Annotated in this window: 14 protein-coding genes; 5 read left to right on the forward strand and 9 right to left on the reverse strand. The window is 68.0% G+C overall.

All coding sequences use genetic code 11. The features are described 5' to 3' along the window. Positions 1 to 194: 194 nt before the first annotated feature. The 4 genes from ASE63_RS22430 to ASE63_RS22445 form a co-directional block, all read right to left on the reverse strand. Positions 195 to 1220 (reverse strand): TIGR01620 family protein, encoded by a 1026-nt coding sequence (locus ASE63_RS22430; protein WP_056806907.1) that lies wholly within the window; start codon positions 1218 to 1220, stop codon positions 195 to 197. Further along, on the reverse strand, positions 1217 to 2644 hold the full coding sequence (locus tag ASE63_RS22435) for a YcjX family protein (RefSeq protein WP_244491555.1): 1428 nt from the start codon (positions 2642 to 2644) through the stop codon (positions 1217 to 1219). The genes ASE63_RS22430 and ASE63_RS22435 overlap by 4 nt, the downstream gene beginning before the upstream one ends. 31 nt (positions 2645 to 2675) lie before the next feature. After that, entirely contained in the window at positions 2676 to 3203 is a 528-nt protein-coding gene (locus ASE63_RS22440) for a histidine phosphatase family protein (RefSeq protein WP_056806912.1), read from the reverse strand. A gap of 118 nt (positions 3204 to 3321) precedes the next feature. Beyond that, positions 3322 to 4167, reverse strand: coding sequence for a MoxR family ATPase (locus ASE63_RS22445; RefSeq protein ID WP_056806914.1), 846 nt, complete (start codon positions 4165 to 4167; stop codon positions 3322 to 3324). A gap of 215 nt (positions 4168 to 4382) precedes the next feature. Here ASE63_RS22445 and ASE63_RS22450 point away from each other — a divergent pair, with 215 nt between their 5' ends. Then, complete coding sequence (locus ASE63_RS22450; protein ID WP_056806917.1) at positions 4383 to 6173, forward strand: cation:proton antiporter; 1791 nt, start codon at positions 4383 to 4385, stop codon at positions 6171 to 6173. Here ASE63_RS22450 and ASE63_RS22455 read toward each other — a convergent pair. Both ASE63_RS22455 and ASE63_RS22460 read right to left on the reverse strand, forming a co-directional pair. Beyond that, a complete protein-coding gene (locus tag ASE63_RS22455; RefSeq protein WP_082610199.1) occupies positions 6112 to 7218 on the reverse strand; it encodes a glycosyltransferase family 1 protein in 1107 nt (368 codons plus the stop codon). The two genes, ASE63_RS22450 and ASE63_RS22455, sit on opposite strands and share 62 nt — an antisense overlap. Beyond that, a complete protein-coding gene (locus ASE63_RS22460) occupies positions 7218 to 8042 on the reverse strand; it encodes a UDP-2,3-diacylglucosamine diphosphatase (protein ID WP_056806919.1) in 825 nt (274 codons plus the stop codon). The genes ASE63_RS22455 and ASE63_RS22460 overlap by 1 nt, the downstream gene beginning before the upstream one ends. A gap of 124 nt (positions 8043 to 8166) precedes the next feature. On the opposite strand from ASE63_RS22460, the gene ASE63_RS22465 reads away from it, so the two are divergent. From ASE63_RS22465 to ASE63_RS22480, 4 genes are all read left to right on the forward strand, one after another. Beyond that, entirely contained in the window at positions 8167 to 8946 is a 780-nt protein-coding gene (locus ASE63_RS22465) for an SDR family oxidoreductase (RefSeq protein ID WP_056806922.1), read from the forward strand. Between the two features lie 303 nt (positions 8947 to 9249). Beyond that, complete coding sequence (locus tag ASE63_RS22470) at positions 9250 to 10179, forward strand: DMT family transporter (protein ID WP_056806925.1); 930 nt, start codon at positions 9250 to 9252, stop codon at positions 10177 to 10179. A 202-nt stretch (positions 10180 to 10381) separates the two neighbouring features. Beyond that, the gene (locus ASE63_RS22475) at positions 10382 to 11002 is read left to right on the forward strand and encodes an XRE family transcriptional regulator (RefSeq protein ID WP_056806928.1); all 621 of its coding nucleotides are present in this window, start codon (positions 10382 to 10384) and stop codon (positions 11000 to 11002) included. A 75-nt stretch (positions 11003 to 11077) separates the two neighbouring features. Beyond that, positions 11078 to 11473: a hypothetical protein gene (locus ASE63_RS22480; RefSeq protein ID WP_156410550.1), complete on the forward strand. Its 396-nt coding sequence runs from the start codon at positions 11078 to 11080 to the stop codon at positions 11471 to 11473. A 46-nt stretch (positions 11474 to 11519) separates the two neighbouring features. Here ASE63_RS22480 and ASE63_RS22485 read toward each other — a convergent pair whose 3' ends face one another. The 3 genes from ASE63_RS22485 to ASE63_RS22495 all read right to left on the reverse strand — a co-directional run bounded on the left by ASE63_RS22485 (position 11520) and on the right by ASE63_RS22495 (position 14827). Beyond that, a complete protein-coding gene (locus ASE63_RS22485) occupies positions 11520 to 13109 on the reverse strand; it encodes a hypothetical protein (protein ID WP_056807468.1) in 1590 nt (529 codons plus the stop codon). A gap of 196 nt (positions 13110 to 13305) precedes the next feature. Further along, the gene (locus ASE63_RS22490; protein ID WP_156410551.1) at positions 13306 to 14244 is read right to left on the reverse strand and encodes a cytochrome c; all 939 of its coding nucleotides are present in this window, start codon (positions 14242 to 14244) and stop codon (positions 13306 to 13308) included. Between the two features lie 151 nt (positions 14245 to 14395). Next, positions 14396 to 14827: a cytochrome c gene (locus ASE63_RS22495; protein ID WP_056806935.1), complete on the reverse strand. Its 432-nt coding sequence runs from the start codon at positions 14825 to 14827 to the stop codon at positions 14396 to 14398. Positions 14828 to 14907: the final 80 nt, after the last annotated feature.

The raw sequence follows: 14907 nt of genomic DNA on the forward strand, positions 1-14907 counted from the left end.
CTCGACAGGCGCCCCCCGAGGGCAGCCATAAATCCGAGTGAACGGTTGCACGGCCCGTGCCATGTGCGGGATGCTGGTTTTTCAGTAGCTTGCTTGGTTTCCGAAGCGTTTCGGCGGCGGTTTCGACCGGGCAAGATCGGCTATGGACGGCAGATTCTGCCTAGCGGCATGCCGGGTCCGGACGGACGGCAACATCATTCCCGGTTCGAACCTGCGGCCTGTTCAGGCACGCCCCCCCAGGAGGTCAGGTCGCCCGCGACATCGGCCAGCGTCGGCGGCGTCGCCTCGATGAAGGGCAGCGGCCGGCAGACCGCGAGCGCCGCGAGCCCGATCCGGGCGGTGAGCATGCCGTTGATCACGCCTTCGCCGAGCTTGGCCGAGAGGCGCGCCGCCAGCCCCTGCCCGACCACCTGCTGGATCACGGCGTCGCCGGCCGCGATGCCGCCGGTCAGGACGAGATGGTTGAGCACCTGCCGGGCCAGCCTGAGCAGGCCGAGCGTGCCGGGCCTGCCGGCATAGATACCGGCGATCGCGCGCAGCAGCCGCGCGCAGGCGACCAGCACGAAGACGACGTCGACCAGCGCCCTCGGGCTCACCGCCGTGACCAGCGAGACGCGCCGCGCGGCGATCGCGATCTGCGCCTGCGCCTGCGCGTCGAGCGGCACGAGCAGGCTGCGCTCGGTGACCGCGAGCACGTCGCGCGGCGCGAACAGCTGCGGCAGCGCCTCTTCCAGCCCGGCCCTGCCCTTCGCGGTCTGCGCGCGCCCCTTGTAGAGCCCGAGGAGGTCTCCCGCGAGCGCCTTCGCTTGGTCGAGCGTGCCGCCGGCGAGCAGCTCCGTGGCGCGCAGTCGCAGCGCCTCCACCTTCCGCTCCCGCAGGATGTCGCGCAGCACGCGTGCGAGCATCGCGAGGAGCGCCACCGCCGCCACAGCCGCGCAAGCCAGCGCCGCATAGCCGAGCGCCGGGTTCTGCCGCATCAGTTCGGTGATGGTATTCTCGACCCAGACACCCGCGGCCAGCGCCAGGAAGCCGGAGAGCCCAGCGACGAAGAGCGAACCCCAGGAGAAGCGGCGCCTGGCCACCGGCACGACCGCCGGTTCGAGCGCGTCGATCGGCTCGCTTTCCGGCAGGATCGCGACGCCGCCGCCCCGGACGACCTCCTCCATGGCAGTGTCGGGATTGGCCGGATCGAGCCTGATCGCGCGCGGAGCCTTGCTCATGCCAGCCGGTCCCCGATCAGGAATTCGAGTGCCCGGTCGAGCCGGATCTGCGGCGGCGGTCGGGTCCGCCCGCCGGCATCGGCTACCACCAATGGCGGGCGGAATCGCGGCGCCCGGATCTGCCAACGCGCCTGTGGATCGAACACGGCCTCGGGCTTCTCCGGAAGCTCGCCCGGAAAGATCGCAGCTTCCGCAACCCCGTCGAAGACCTCGCCGTCGATCGTCTCGCCCGCTTCCGGAACACCGGCGATGGCCGGCAGCTCGTCGCGCCCCTGCTTGATCCTCACCTCGCGGGTCGCCCGCACGGCGGCAAGCGCCATCGCCTCCACCCGTGCGCCGGCGCCCTGCGCACGGGCAGCGGCGCGGGAAACGAGATGCGACATCACCGCCGCAAGGCGATCATGGCTGGTGTGGTGGACATGGTCGGCCTTGGTCGCGGCGAAGAGCACGCGCTCGATGCGCGGCGAAAACAGGCTCGACAGCCACGAGTTGCGCCCGACTTCGAAGGCAGCGAGCGCCTGGCCGAGCGCCGTCTCCAGATCTGCCAGGGCCGGCGCCCCGGCATCCAGCGCTGCCAGCACGTCGACGAGGACGATTTGCCGGTCGAGCCGGGCGAAATGGTCGCGGAAGAACGGCGCCACGACGACGCGCTTATAGGCCTCGAAACGCTCGGCCATCAGCCCGCCCAGCGTGCCGGGCTGCGGCTCGGAATCATGGCCGAGATCGAGCGGCGCGAAGGTCAGCGCCGGCGAGCCTTCGAGGTCGCCCGGCATCAGGAAGCGCCCGGGCGGCGTCACCGCCACCGCTTCGGGATCGGCCCGCAGCCGCGCGAGATAGGCCTTGAACAGATCGCTCGCCGCTTCTGCCGCCAATTCGTCGGGTGGCCCGGCAGGGTCGCGCCGCGGCAGGTCGGCGAGCCAATCGGATGCGGCCGCCAGCCGATGCGCCTTGCGCGCATCGCCGACGGCCTGGCGCGACCACATCTTGTAGTCCTGCCCGATCAGGGCGAGGTCGAGCAGCCATTCGCCGGGATAGTCGACGATGTCGAGCGTCAGCGTCGCCGGCCCCTTGAACCAGCCGGCGGCGCGCTCGTAGTCGATCTCGACGCGCAGCTCCGCGATCCGCCGCGTCGATTCCGGCCAGCGCCGCTCCGGCCCGCCAAGGGCCGCGCGATGCGCCTCGTAGGGGAAGCGCGGCACGTCCGGGTCCGGCTGCGGCACGAGGCGCACCCGCGAGATCCGCCCCTCGCTCGCCGCCTTCAACACCGGCAGCTTCGCGCCCTCGATCAGGTTCTCGATCAGCGCCGTGGTGAAGACCGTCTTGCCCGAGCGTGACAGGCCGGTAACGCCGAGCCGAAGCCGCGGCTTGGCCATGCCGAGCAGGCTGTCGCCGAAGGCCAGCGCGGCATTGCGGGCCTCGTCCAGATAGGAGCGCTCGCTCACGAGACCGCGGGCCTCACTCGTCGGGGCCTTCGCCGAGCGAGGCTGGCGTCACGAAACGGTCGAGCCGGCCGCCGCGCGGGCCGAGATCGCGCCAATCTTCGACCGCGAAATCGAGGACGGCAAGGCCGCAGGTCGGATATTTCTGGCTCATCCGCGCCGCGGCATAGCGGTCGCCATGGCCGGCCAGCAGCGCCGCCAGATCCTCGAAACCGGGATTGTGGCCGATCATCAGCAGCGTCCGCACCGTGCCTTCCGTCTCCCGGACGACGTCGAGGAGCCGATGCGCCTTGGCCTCGTAAATGCGCGGCTCATTCTGGCTGGCGGGCTTCTCGGGCAGCATCGGCGCGACAAGATCCCAGGTTTCCTGGGTCCGGCGTGCCGGCGAGACCAGTACGAGGTCGGGCAGCAGCAATTCATCCGCCAGATAGCGCCCCATCACGGGGGCGGCCTCGCGGCCGCGCGCCGCGAGCGGGCGGTCGCGGTCAGCCGTCCCGGCGGGCCAGTTCGATTTCGCGTGGCGGAGAAGCATCAGGCGGCGCATGCGTCGAACCTAGTGATAAGGAGGCCGATTTGCGAGGGGCGGTTCTCGCCCCTTCCTGCCAAAGCTTCTCGGGACGCCGCTGACGCGCCGCCCGAGAATGACGCCCCTGTTCTCGCCCTCAGCGGCTCTCGCGCCGGACCATGAAGGCGAGCTTCTCGAACAGCGAGACGTCCTGCTCGTTCTTGAGCAGCGCACCATGCAGCGGCGGGATCAGCTTGCGCGGGTCGCGCTCGCGCAGCACTTCGGGGCCGATATCCTCGGCGACGAGCAGCTTCAGCCAGTCGAGCAGTTCCGACGTCGAGGGCTTCTTCTTGATGCCGGGCACGTCGCGGACCTCGAAGAACAGCTTCAGCGCCTCCTCTATCAGCCGCTTCTTGATGCCGGGGAAATGCACCTCGACGATGGCCTGCATTGTCTCGGCATCGGGAAAGCGGATGTAGTGGAAGAAGCAGCGGCGCAGGAAGGCGTCCGGCAGCTCCTTCTCGTTGTTGGAGGTGATGATCATCACCGGCCGCCGCGCCGCACGAACCGTCTCGCCGGTCTCGTAGACATGGAACTCCATGCGGTCGAGCTCGAGCAGCAGGTCGTTGGGAAACTCGATATCGGCCTTGTCGATCTCGTCGATCAGCAGCACCGGGCGCTCGGGCGCGGCAAAGGCCTCCCAGAGCTTGCCGCGCTTGATGTAATTGCCGATGTCGGAGACGCGCGGATCGCCGAGCTGGCTGTCGCGCAGGCGGCTGACGGCATCGTATTCGTAGAGCCCCTGCTGCGCCTTGGTTGTCGACTTGACGTGCCAGGTGATCAGCGGGGCCTTCAGCGCCGCCGCGATCTCCTCGGCCAGCACGGTCTTGCCGGTGCCCGGCTCGCCCTTCACGAGCAGCGGCCGCTCCAGCCGGATGGCGGCATTGACCGCAACGGTGAGGTCATCGGTGGCGACGTAATTCTCGGTACCGGCAAAACGCATGCGGAAGCTTTCTGAGGGATGGCGCTCAAGGCTAGCCCAGGAAGCTCCGAACTGGAAACCTCCCCCGCGCCGGGCCTGCGCGAGCCGGTCGGCCTAAGGCCTCGGATCGAAACGCGAATTTCGGCGGATCGCAGACGTTACGACGGTTGTCTTGCCACGATTCCGAACGCACAGTCGGCAGGCTGCCTTCCCGCGCCGAACCGCAAGGTGCTCCCTTGGCCGGAACCATCGATCCTTCGGTCTACAAGGACGCGGCCGTCGTGCTCGCGACGGCAGGCGTGATCGTGCCGATCGCCAAGAGCTTCCGGATCAACACCGTCGTCGCCTTCATGGCCTGCGGCGCGCTGCTGGGCCCCTTCGGCCTCGGCGGCCTGGTTTCCTCCATGCCGCTGCTCAGCACCATCACGGTGTCCAGCCCCGAGGCCCTGGCCGGGCCGGCCGAACTGGGGGTCGCCTTCCTGCTCTTCGTGATCGGGCTCGAGCTCTCCTTCGAACGGCTGATGACGATGCGCCGGCTGGTCTTCGGCCTGGGGCTGGGCCAGATCGCACTCTCGGCCGCCATCATCGGGACAGCCGCCTATGCGCTCGGCCAGCCGGCTGCGGCCTCGCTGATCATCGGCTTCGGACTGGCGCTATCCTCGACCGCGATGGTGGTCGAGCTGCTCTCCGCCAAGCGTCGCATGATGTCGTCCGCCGGCCGCGCCAGCTTCGCCGTGCTGATCTGCCAGGACATCGCGGTGGTGCCGCTGCTCTTCCTGGTCAGCGTTCTGGGCGCGCAGAACGGCGGCGGCTCGCTGCTGGCGGGCTTTGCCCAGGCGTTGCTGCAGGCCTTCGCCGCCATCGCGATCATCGTCCTGGTGGGCCGCCGCGCACTCAGGCCTCTCCTGCGGCTCGTCGCCTCCGCCGAATCGCCCGAGAGCTTCATGGCGGCGACACTGCTCATCGCCATCGGGACCGGGATGATCGCCGCGGCTGCAGGGCTCTCGATGGGGCTAGGGGCCTTCATCGCCGGCCTGCTGCTGGCCGAAACCGAATACCGGCGCGCCATCGAGGTCACGATCGACCCGTTCAAGTCGCTGTTGATCGGCGTCTTCTTCCTCACCGTCGGCATGGGGGTGAACCCGGCCCAGATCGCCACCCACCCCGTCGCCATCGGCGGCATCGCCATCGGCCTTTTCGCCACGAAGTCGCTGCTCGTCTTCGGTCTCGGCCGCCTCTTCCGTCTCTCGAAGGCGACGGCGCTGGAAACGGCGATCATGGTCGGCCCGGGCGGCGAATTCGCCTTCGTGCTGCTGAGCGGCGCCGTCGCCGCCAATCTCCTGGACGAAGAGCCGGCGAGCCTCGTCCTGGCCGGCGTGTCGCTGACCATGGTCTCGCTGCCCCTGCTGGCGCGCCTCGCGCGGGCGCTGGCCGCGAAGCTGGCCGTGCCCGTCGTCCTGCCCGAGGAGGCCAAGATCCTGCCGCCCGGCGATCATCCGGCCCGCGCCATCGTCGTCGGCTCCGGACGCGTCGGCCAGCTCGTCGGCAGTATGCTCGAAGAACACGGCAGGCCCTATATCGTCGTCGATTCCGACGCGACATTGATCACGACCCAGCGCCGTGCCGGCCGCCCCGCCTATTATGGCGACGCGACAAAACCCGACTTCCTGCGCCTCTGCGGCCTGGAAACCGCGCCCGCCCTGATCGTGACGATCGACAACGCCCGCGCCGTCGACGGCATCGTGCAGGCAGCGCGCGTGCTCAGGCCCGATCTGGTGATCGTCGCGCGCGCCCGCGACGCCAGCCATGCGCGGCATCTCTACGAGATCGGCGTCAACGACGTGGTTCCGGAGACGATCGAGGCCAGCCTTCAGCTGTCGGAAGCAGCGCTCGTCGGGCTCGGCGTCCCGATGGGGCTCGTCATCGCCTCGGTGCATGAAAGGCGGGACGCCTTCCGCGCCCAGCTCAAGCCGGCTGGCGCTTCGGCCCCGCCCGTTCCGCGGCACGCGCGCTCGCGGAGGTTGTGACGCCCTGCACCGGGCTCGCCGCACCGCGCGAGAGGTGCCCGGCCGCCTGCGCGGCCTGCCGGATATGGCCGTAGAACTGCGCCGCGCTGCGCTGCCAGCTATGCTCCGCGGCAAGAGCAAGGCAGGTCTCGCGCGGGATGCGAAGCGCCTGCAGCGCGGCCGAACGCAGATCCTCGTTCAGCACCGCGGCCCCGCTGCCGGCGAAGACATCGCTCGGCCCCTGCACCGGGAAGGCCGCGACCGGCAGCCCGCTCGCCGCCGCCTCCAGCAGCACGATGCCGAAGGTGTCGGTCAGGCTCGGGAAGACGAAGACGTCCGAGGAGGCGTAGATCGCCGCCAGCTCCTCGCCCTCGCGCACGCCGAGGAAGGTGGCGTCGGGAAAGGCTCGCTGGAGCTCGGCGCGCGCCGGTCCGTCCCCGACCACGACCTTGCTCCCCGGCAGCCGCAGCGACAGGAAGGCATCGAGGTTCTTCTCGACAGCGACGCGCCCGACGCTGAGGAAGATCGGGCGCGGCAGGTCGAGCACGCTCTGCGGCCGCGGATGGAACAGTTCGAGATCGACGCCGCGGCCCCAGCGCGCCAGATTGGAGAAGCCATGCCGGCGCAGCTCCGCCTCGACCGTGGTCGTGGAGACCATCACCGCCGCGGCGGGCCCATGAAAGCGGCGCAGGAAGCTGTAGCTCCAGCTCTCCGGGACCGGCCAGCGCGCCGCGACATATTGCGGGAAACGGGTGTGATAGCTCGTGGTAAAGGGCCGCTTCTGGGCGAGGCAGACCGCCCGCGTCAGCCAGCCGATCGGCCCTTCGGTCGCGATATGAATATGATCCGGCCCGAAATCGCCGATCCGCTCGGCCACGGCACGCTGTGTCGCGAGCGCGATCCGGATATCGGGGTAACTCGGCAGCCCGACCTGCCGGAAGCCTTCCGGCGTCAGCATCCGCGGCGTGACGCCGAAATCCGGCCCCGCCGCGGCCATGCGTTCCAGCGAGCGCACGACGCCGTTGATCTGGGGACGCCAGGCGTCCGTCGCGATCAGCAGGCGCATCAGGCGGCCTCGACCAGCGTCGGCACGGGCCGCGTCGGTGCGATGACCGCTACCGGTTCCTGGCCCTTGAGACGGCCCTGCGGCCAGCGGATCAGCTCGAAGCGGCCATCGTGATGCTCGACGAAGGCCGTGCAGCTCTCCACCCAGTCGCCGGTGTTGATATAGGTCAGCCCCTCGATCTCGCGATGGGCGGCGTGATGGATATGGCCGCAGATCACGCCGTCGGCGTCGTGCCGGCGCGCTTCCGCGGCGAGGCAGGTCTCGAATTCGCCGATATAGTTGACCGCGTTCTTGACCTTGAGCTTGGCCCAGGCCGAGAGCGACCAATGCGGCAGCTGCAGCCAGCGCTGCACCTTGTTCAGCGTCATGTTGAGCGCCAGCGCGAGCGTGTAGGCCCAGTCGCCGAGCAGGGCGAGCCATTTGGCGTTGCGCACGACGAGGTCGAACAGGTCGCCATGGATGACCAGCATGCGCTTGCCGTCGGCGGTCTCGTGGATGGCCTCGTCGACGAGCGTGATGCCGCCGAACTGCAGCCCCGCGAAATCCCGCAGGAAGTCGTCGTGGTTGCCGGTGACGTAGATTAGCTTCGAGCCCTTGCGCACCTTGCGCAGCAGCTTCTGCACGACGTCGTTATGCGTCTGCGGGAAATACCAGCCGTTCTTCAGCCGCCAGCCGTCGATGATGTCGCCGACGAGATAGATCTGCGGCGCGTCATAGGCCCGCAGGAATTCGAGGACGAGGTCGGCCTGCGCCCCGCGCGTGCCGAGATGCAGATCCGAGATGAAGATGCTGCGAACCTGCTTCGCGTCGTGGTCGTCGCCCATGTCAGCCGGCCCGTCTCGTTGCGATGCGTCCGGCATGTGTCCGATTTGCGTTGCGCTTTGATGACGGCGGCCGCGATCCGTGGTCTGTCCTTGGCGCAGGGCACGAAGCCTATGGAGAAACGGAATGGATCTTGGAATTTCCGGCCGCACGGCCATTGTCTGCGCCTCCAGCAAGGGCCTCGGCCGCGGCTGCGCGCAAGCGCTGGCCGAGGCCGGCTGCACCGTCGTCATCAATGGCCGCGACGGCACGACACTCGAGGCGACCGCCAGCCAGATTCGTGCCAGCACCGGCGCGACGGTGATTCCCGTCGTGGCCGACGTATCGACCCGCGCCGGCCAGGACGCGCTGCTTGCCGCCGCGCCGAAGCCCGACATCCTCGTCAACAACAATGGCGGCCCGCCGCCGAAGCCGTTCCGCGACGTGTCCCGCGAGGGGCTGCTGGAGGGCGTCGTCCAGAACATGGCGACGCCGCTGGAGCTGGTGCAGCGCGTCATCGACGGCATGATCGAACGTCGCTTCGGGCGCATCGTCAACATCACCTCGGCCAGCGTGCTGACGCCGCTCAGCGGGCTCGACGTCTCCTCGGCCGCCCGCGCCGGGCTCACCGCCTTCCTCTCCGGCGTGGCCCGCGAGGTCGCCCATGCCAATGTCACGATCAACAACATCCTGCCCGGCATGTTCGACACCGACCGGCTGAAGAGCGGCCTGACGAAGGCCGCCGAGACCAGCGGTGCCGCGCTCGAGGACATCGCCAAGCAGCGGCGCGCCAGCGTTCCCGCGGGCCGCTTCGGCGAGGCCGAGGAGTTCGGGAAGCTCTGCGCCTTCCTGGCCAGCGCCCATGCCGGCTACATCACCGGGCAGAACGTCCTGATCGACGGCGGCGCTTTCCGCGGCAATTTCTAAAAACAGAGCACTCTGTTTCTCCGAACCGCACCGTCTACCGGGTTTGATCCGGGATCCATCGGAGGGCTCCGGAGCTCCACGATGGGTCCCGGATCGGCGCTGCTTCGCAGCTCGTCCGGGACAACACCGTGCTTCCGCGAGTAATCGTCAGGCTCTCCCAGGGGCCCGGCGTGCGGTGTGCCTCCCCGCCGCACGCCTGTCGGGGTTGCAGGCATCACGCTTTGAGGCGCTGGCTGGACATGTTCTAACGACCCGGCTCCTTTTCCCGGCGCCCCGCCCTTCCTCCCCCATTGTGCCGGTCCATTGTCCCCTCTTCTTGGCATCAGCCTGAAACTGATCTCGGCGCTCGCCTTCACGCTGATGTCGGCCGGCATCAAGGCGGCCGCCTCGCGCTACCCGACGGGCGAGCTCGTCTTCGTCCGTTCCTTCTTCGCGCTGATTCCGCTGCTGATCTGGCTGGCATGGCGCTCCGAGCTGCCGCATGCCCTCAAGACGAAGAACCTCCGCGGCCACATGAAGCGCGGCGTGATCGGCTCGACCGGGATGTTCTGCGGCTTCGCCGCGCTGCAGTTCCTGCCACTCTCGGACGCGGTGGCGCTGAGCTATGCCGCGCCGCTCGGCGTCGTCGTGCTCGCGGCGCTCGTGCTGAAGGAGCGCGTGCGGATCTATCGCTGGAGCGCGGTGGCGATCGGCTTCATCGGCGTGCTGATCATGCTCTCGCCGCATCTTTCGGGAAGCACGTTGTCCCATGGCCTGCAAGCCGGGCCTGCGCTCGGCGCGGCGCTGGGCCTCGCCGGTGCCTTCTGCTCGGCCTTCGCCTCGATCGAGGTTCGCCTCCTGACGCGGACCGAGCCGACCGGCGCGATCGTCTTCTACTTCATGCTCATGACCAGCGTGCTCGGCCTCCTGACCATCTTCTTCGGCTGGCGCATGCCGGACCTTCAGGACGCAGTGCTGATGGTCGCGATCGGCATCCTCGGCGGGCTCGGCCAGATCCTGCTCGTCCAGGCCTACCGCTTCGGCGACGCCTCGCTGATCGCCCCCTTCGAGTATTCGACGATGATCTGGGCCGTCCTCATCGGCTGGTTCATTTTCGGCGAATGGCCGGTCAGCACCATCCTGATCGGCGCCGCGATCGTCATCGCCTCGGGCATCTACGTGATTTTCCGCGAGCAGCGCCTTGGCCTGATGAACCGCAAGCAGCGCGAGGTCGGCTCGACCCGCAGCACCTGACGCCGTCGCCTCTCGCCGCGGCGGGCTGGGAACCGCCTGAAATCAAGCACTTGCCGCATCGTCAGCGGCACTGCTGTCGGCGCTTTCTTCGGCGAGGCGGCCCCTGATTGCTTGCTCCGGCAGCGGCAAAGAGGCATTGTCCGCTCAGACAAACGATCGTTCGCTTGCGCAAACGATCCAGCATGCGGGGCAGCCGGACGACATGGGCATCGAGACGAAGGAACGCGGCGGACGCGAGCTCGAATCCGGGGCCCAGGTCATTTCCGGCCAGCTCGGCAAGACGATCCAGCGCCTGCGCAAGGCCTACAACTTCTCGCTCTCGGACCTCGCCGAACAGTCCGGCGTCGCCAAGTCGATCATCAGCCAGATCGAGCGCAACGAGACAAACCCGACGCTCGCGACGATCTGGCGGCTCTCCCAGGCGCTCGACATCTCGATCGAGCGCGTGCTCTCCAGCGGCGAAGAAGAGCCCTTCATCGAGAAGACGGCCCGCGCCGACACGCCGATCCTGGTCTCCGAGGACGGCAAGCTGCGCCTCGCCATCATCGGCTGGATCAAGACGGTCGAATGGCTGCAATGGTATGAGGTGACCTCCGAGCCCGGCGGCGAGCTCGACTCCGAAGGCCACCAGCGCGGCTCGATCGAATCGCTCTCCGTGACCTCCGGCGAATTCGAAGTCGAGGTCGGCGACATCATCCAGCGCGCCAAGGCCGGCGAGACGCTGCGCTATCGCTGCGACCGCCGCCATGTCGTCCGCTGCGTCGGGACCGAGCCCGGCACTGCGCTGATGGTGTGCATCCTCAAGGCTGCGGTGATGGAGTGAGATAGCCCCGTTGACGGGCACGACGGCTTGCGTCCGCAACGCAAGGGATCATACTGCCGCCTAGCTGCAATCGATATGAACCGCCGGCTATTGCTGGGCTCTGCAATGCGCGCACTCGTTGTCGCCGCTCTCGCCGCAGTTTCGGCCACCTCTGCCGACGCCCTGGAGCTGATCGGCCAGGCCGGTGTGCTCGGAGAATGGGAGCTGACCGGCAATCTCGCCGCAACCGGCGCCAGGCAGGAATTCGGCGGCCCCATCGTTCTCAAGCACACCGGAATCTGCTCGGCGGATGGGCCGGAAACGCGCGCTGGCGAGATTAGACTTCAACTGCTGGGGACCTCACGGGTCAGGGCGACTCTGACCATCGACGGTACCGCCTGCACGTTCAGGGGCAGGAAGTCGGATGCCTATGTCGGCATGATGAGTTGCTACGATCGGCGCGATGCGCCGCTCCGGTTCTGGATCAAATAGCGAATGGCCGAAGCTCGCCGGCCATTCGCCTTTCTCGCGTAGCCAGCTACCGCAGAGGTGCCGCGGAGGCGGATCTGCCGGCCCGCAGTTCGATCAGTTCCGGCCGCTGCGTGTCGGCGTCCCTGGTCAGCACCATCACCTTGGCGACGTACTGCTTGGCCTTGGCGCTGTTGCCGAGCTTGCTGGCCGCCTTCGCCGCACCGGCATAGGTCGCGAGCCGGTTAGGTTCCTTCACCAGCACAGCCTCATAAGCAACAAGCGCCTCCGTCGTCATCCCGCGGTCGAGCAGCATCGCTGCATAAAGCTCGCGCGCCGGAGCCAGCGGGCCCGGCGTCACCGGGTGCTTTTCGGTCTTGTCTTCGGCATCGGCGGCGGCGCTCAGGGCCTTCAGCGCCTCGTCATGCCGGCCTTCGGCGTAAAGCACCCAGGCGCCGGCAACCTGCTGCTGGATGGCGACGATCTCGGACCAATAGGCGTCCTTCGCGTCCTTGAGCTTGGCGCTGAGCTCGCCGAGCTTGTCGACATCCGCCTTGGCGGCCGCCGGATCGCCGGAGCGCGCCGCGCCGAGCGCACGCGCGAAATGCGTGACCGCATCCGCGTAGAGATATCGGGTCTGCCGGGGCTGGAGTGCGGCCGCAGCCTTCCAGTCGCCGCGTTCGACCACATAGCGCGCATTGCTCGCCGCCACTCCATACGGCCCGGCAAAGCGGTCGATCTTGAAGTCGATCGCATTCATTTCGTTGACGATGGCCGCGGCCTTCTTGTCCTGCGCCAGTTGGAGATGCGCATAGACCAGATAGTCCATGCCATGCGCCTGATCGTGCTGCTCGCCGTCGAGCTTGGCGACGCGCGCGGATTCGGCATTGGCGGCAATCGAATCCTTCCAATGGCCGACGCGCGTGAAGATGTGGGACGGCATGTGCTGGGCGTGCGGCGCAGCCGGCGCGATCTTGGCGTAACGCTTCGCGGCGTTCAGGCCCTTATCGGCGATCGGCGGATAGTCGTAGAGATGGATCAGATAATGCGCGACGCCGGGATGCTGAGGCTGCTGCTTGTAGATCGGCTCGAGCAAGGCTGCGCCCTTGAGCTGGTTGGCGTAGGTCTTGTCAGTCGGTGAAGCTGCGACGTTGAGAGTGATCGCGTAGCCGATCTGCGCCTCGATGTCCTTCGGATATGTCTGCGCGACCTGCTCTTGCGCCTTGAGGTAATTCTGCACCCGGGTGCGGTGGTCTATCCTATCGTAATCGACATACATCGCGCCCAGCGCATCGATGTAATCGCGTTCGCGCTGGGTCTTCGCGTTCAGCGCCTTGGCCTTCTGGATCGCGGCCAGCCCGAGCGGAAGGTTCGCGGGAGGCGGTGGCGCATGCGGATTGTAGAGAAGGCTCAGGGCGATGCCCCACTGCGCGATCGCGCATTGCGGGTCGGCCTTGAGTGCGTCTTCGAACGATCTGTTCGAGGCGCGGTACCAGAACGAATGCTGATACAGCATGCCCTGGTTGAACAGCTTCTGCGCGGCCGGTGTGCAAGACGTCTCGAAATGAACCTTGCCGAGCTGCTTGTTGGCGTTGGCTGAGATCGCGGGGCCGCAGTACAGCGCCGCCACGGCTGTGGCGGCGACCAATAGCTTTCTCATGGTGCCCTCCGTTCCGCTTCCCTCCGAACGGACCATTCGCACGCATGGTCTGGACGGATGTGCCGATCGATGAGCCCCCCTCGCTTGCCCTAAGGAAAGCTGCTCCCCGCGATTTGCGTTGTCAACGCGGGTCGAGCCTGTCTGGCGTCGCTTTCAGCCATCCCGAAGCCCTCGCTCCATCGGGCAGGTGGTCCTTTCACCCGCCGGCCTGCGGCGTCTTCGGCCCCTCGAGAGGCGGCAGCGACTTCAGGTATTCCGCCATCGCCAGCCGGTCGGCATCGGGCAGTTGCGCGGTGTTGCGCACCACCGCGGCCATCGTCCCGCCCACGCTGTCGAAATCCGGCGTGAAGCCGCTCTTGAGGAGTTCGGCGATCTCCTCCTTCGACCACTTTCCGAGCGCGTCGGGATGCTGGGTGATGCTCGGCACCCAGCCCTTGCCTTCCGGGTCCGGCCCGCCGGCGAAGCGCGTCGCCTGGACGATCGCGCCGAGCGCATTGCGGCTGGAGTGGCATTCGGCGCAATGGCCGGGGCCGTTCACCAGGAAGGCGCCACGGTTCCATTCCGCACTTTTCGACGGATCGGGCTCGAACGCCGCCCCCTGGAAGAACAGCAGTTTCCAGCCGCCGACGACGCGGCGGATGTTGAACGGGAACGGCAGTTCATGCGCCGGGGCGCGCCCTTCGACGGGGGCGAGCGTGCGGATATAGGCGAAGAGGTCGGCCAGCGCCTTCGGCGGCATCAGCCGGTAGGAGGTGTAGGGGAAGGACGGGTAGTAGTGCTGCCCCTGCGGCGAGACGCCTGCGGCCATCGCATCGACGAAGTCCTGCACGCCCCAATTGCCGATGCCGTCTCGCGTATGCGGCGAGATGTTCGGCACATGGAATTTGCCGAAGGCGGAGGCGAGCACATGTCCGCCGCCGAGCCTGAGCTTGTCGTCCTGCCCCGGCGTGGCATGGCAGGAGGCGCAGCCGCCCGCAGCGAAGAGCAGCCGGCCGTTCTCGAGATCGGGCGCCGATAGAGCGCCGATCTCCGGCGAGGGCGAGACCACGCGCGGGTCGGTCAGCACATAGAAGCCGCCGAGCCCGATAGCCGCCAGCAGGACGAGGGTGACCAGCAGACGGCGCAGGCGCAGCATCTCGCTTCTCCGGAAACGTTTCAGGCCGGGCCGGCGTCACCGCCGACCCGCGGATCATAGCGCGAAGGCGCACGACAGCTCCAGCCCGGGCGCATGAGCGGCGTGGCGCGCGCCCCGCCACTCCCGCATGGGGGTCAGCAAGGCCACCCCCTCACTTCTTGATGCGATAGACCTCGTGGCAGGCGCCGCAGTTCTTGGTCGCGTTGCCGAAAGCGGCGCGGAACCCGTCGAGATCGGCGGCGGCGCCGACCGTGTTGGCGGCCGTATCGAACCTGGCGAAGGCCTCCTTGAAGCCGGCCTGGTCCTCCCAGATCTTCGGCGAGGCGGTGGTGTCTCCGCCGGTCTTCGACGTCTCCGGATACAGGCCCGGAACCTTCTTCGCCGCGTCGGAATAGACCTTGGCGATCGCCTTGGCCTTGCCGGTATCGAAGGCTGCCTCGCCTTTCGCCATCGCCGCGCCGTCACGTGTCGCGGCCCCGACCGCCTTCATGGTGTTGCGGCGCTCAGTAATCGGATCGGACTGCGCGACGACAGCAGTCAGGCCCAGCCCGATGCAGGCGACGACGAGAGCGGTACGGATCATGGAGGCTTTTCCTCGGATGCTGCGGTCGCCGGAATGGCACCGTTTGGAACCATTCCAGATCAAACGATCACAGCGCCGCA

The organism is Allobosea sp. Root381, from assembly GCF_001429395.1.
In the GTDB taxonomy this organism is placed as follows: domain Bacteria; phylum Pseudomonadota; class Alphaproteobacteria; order Rhizobiales; family Beijerinckiaceae; genus Allobosea.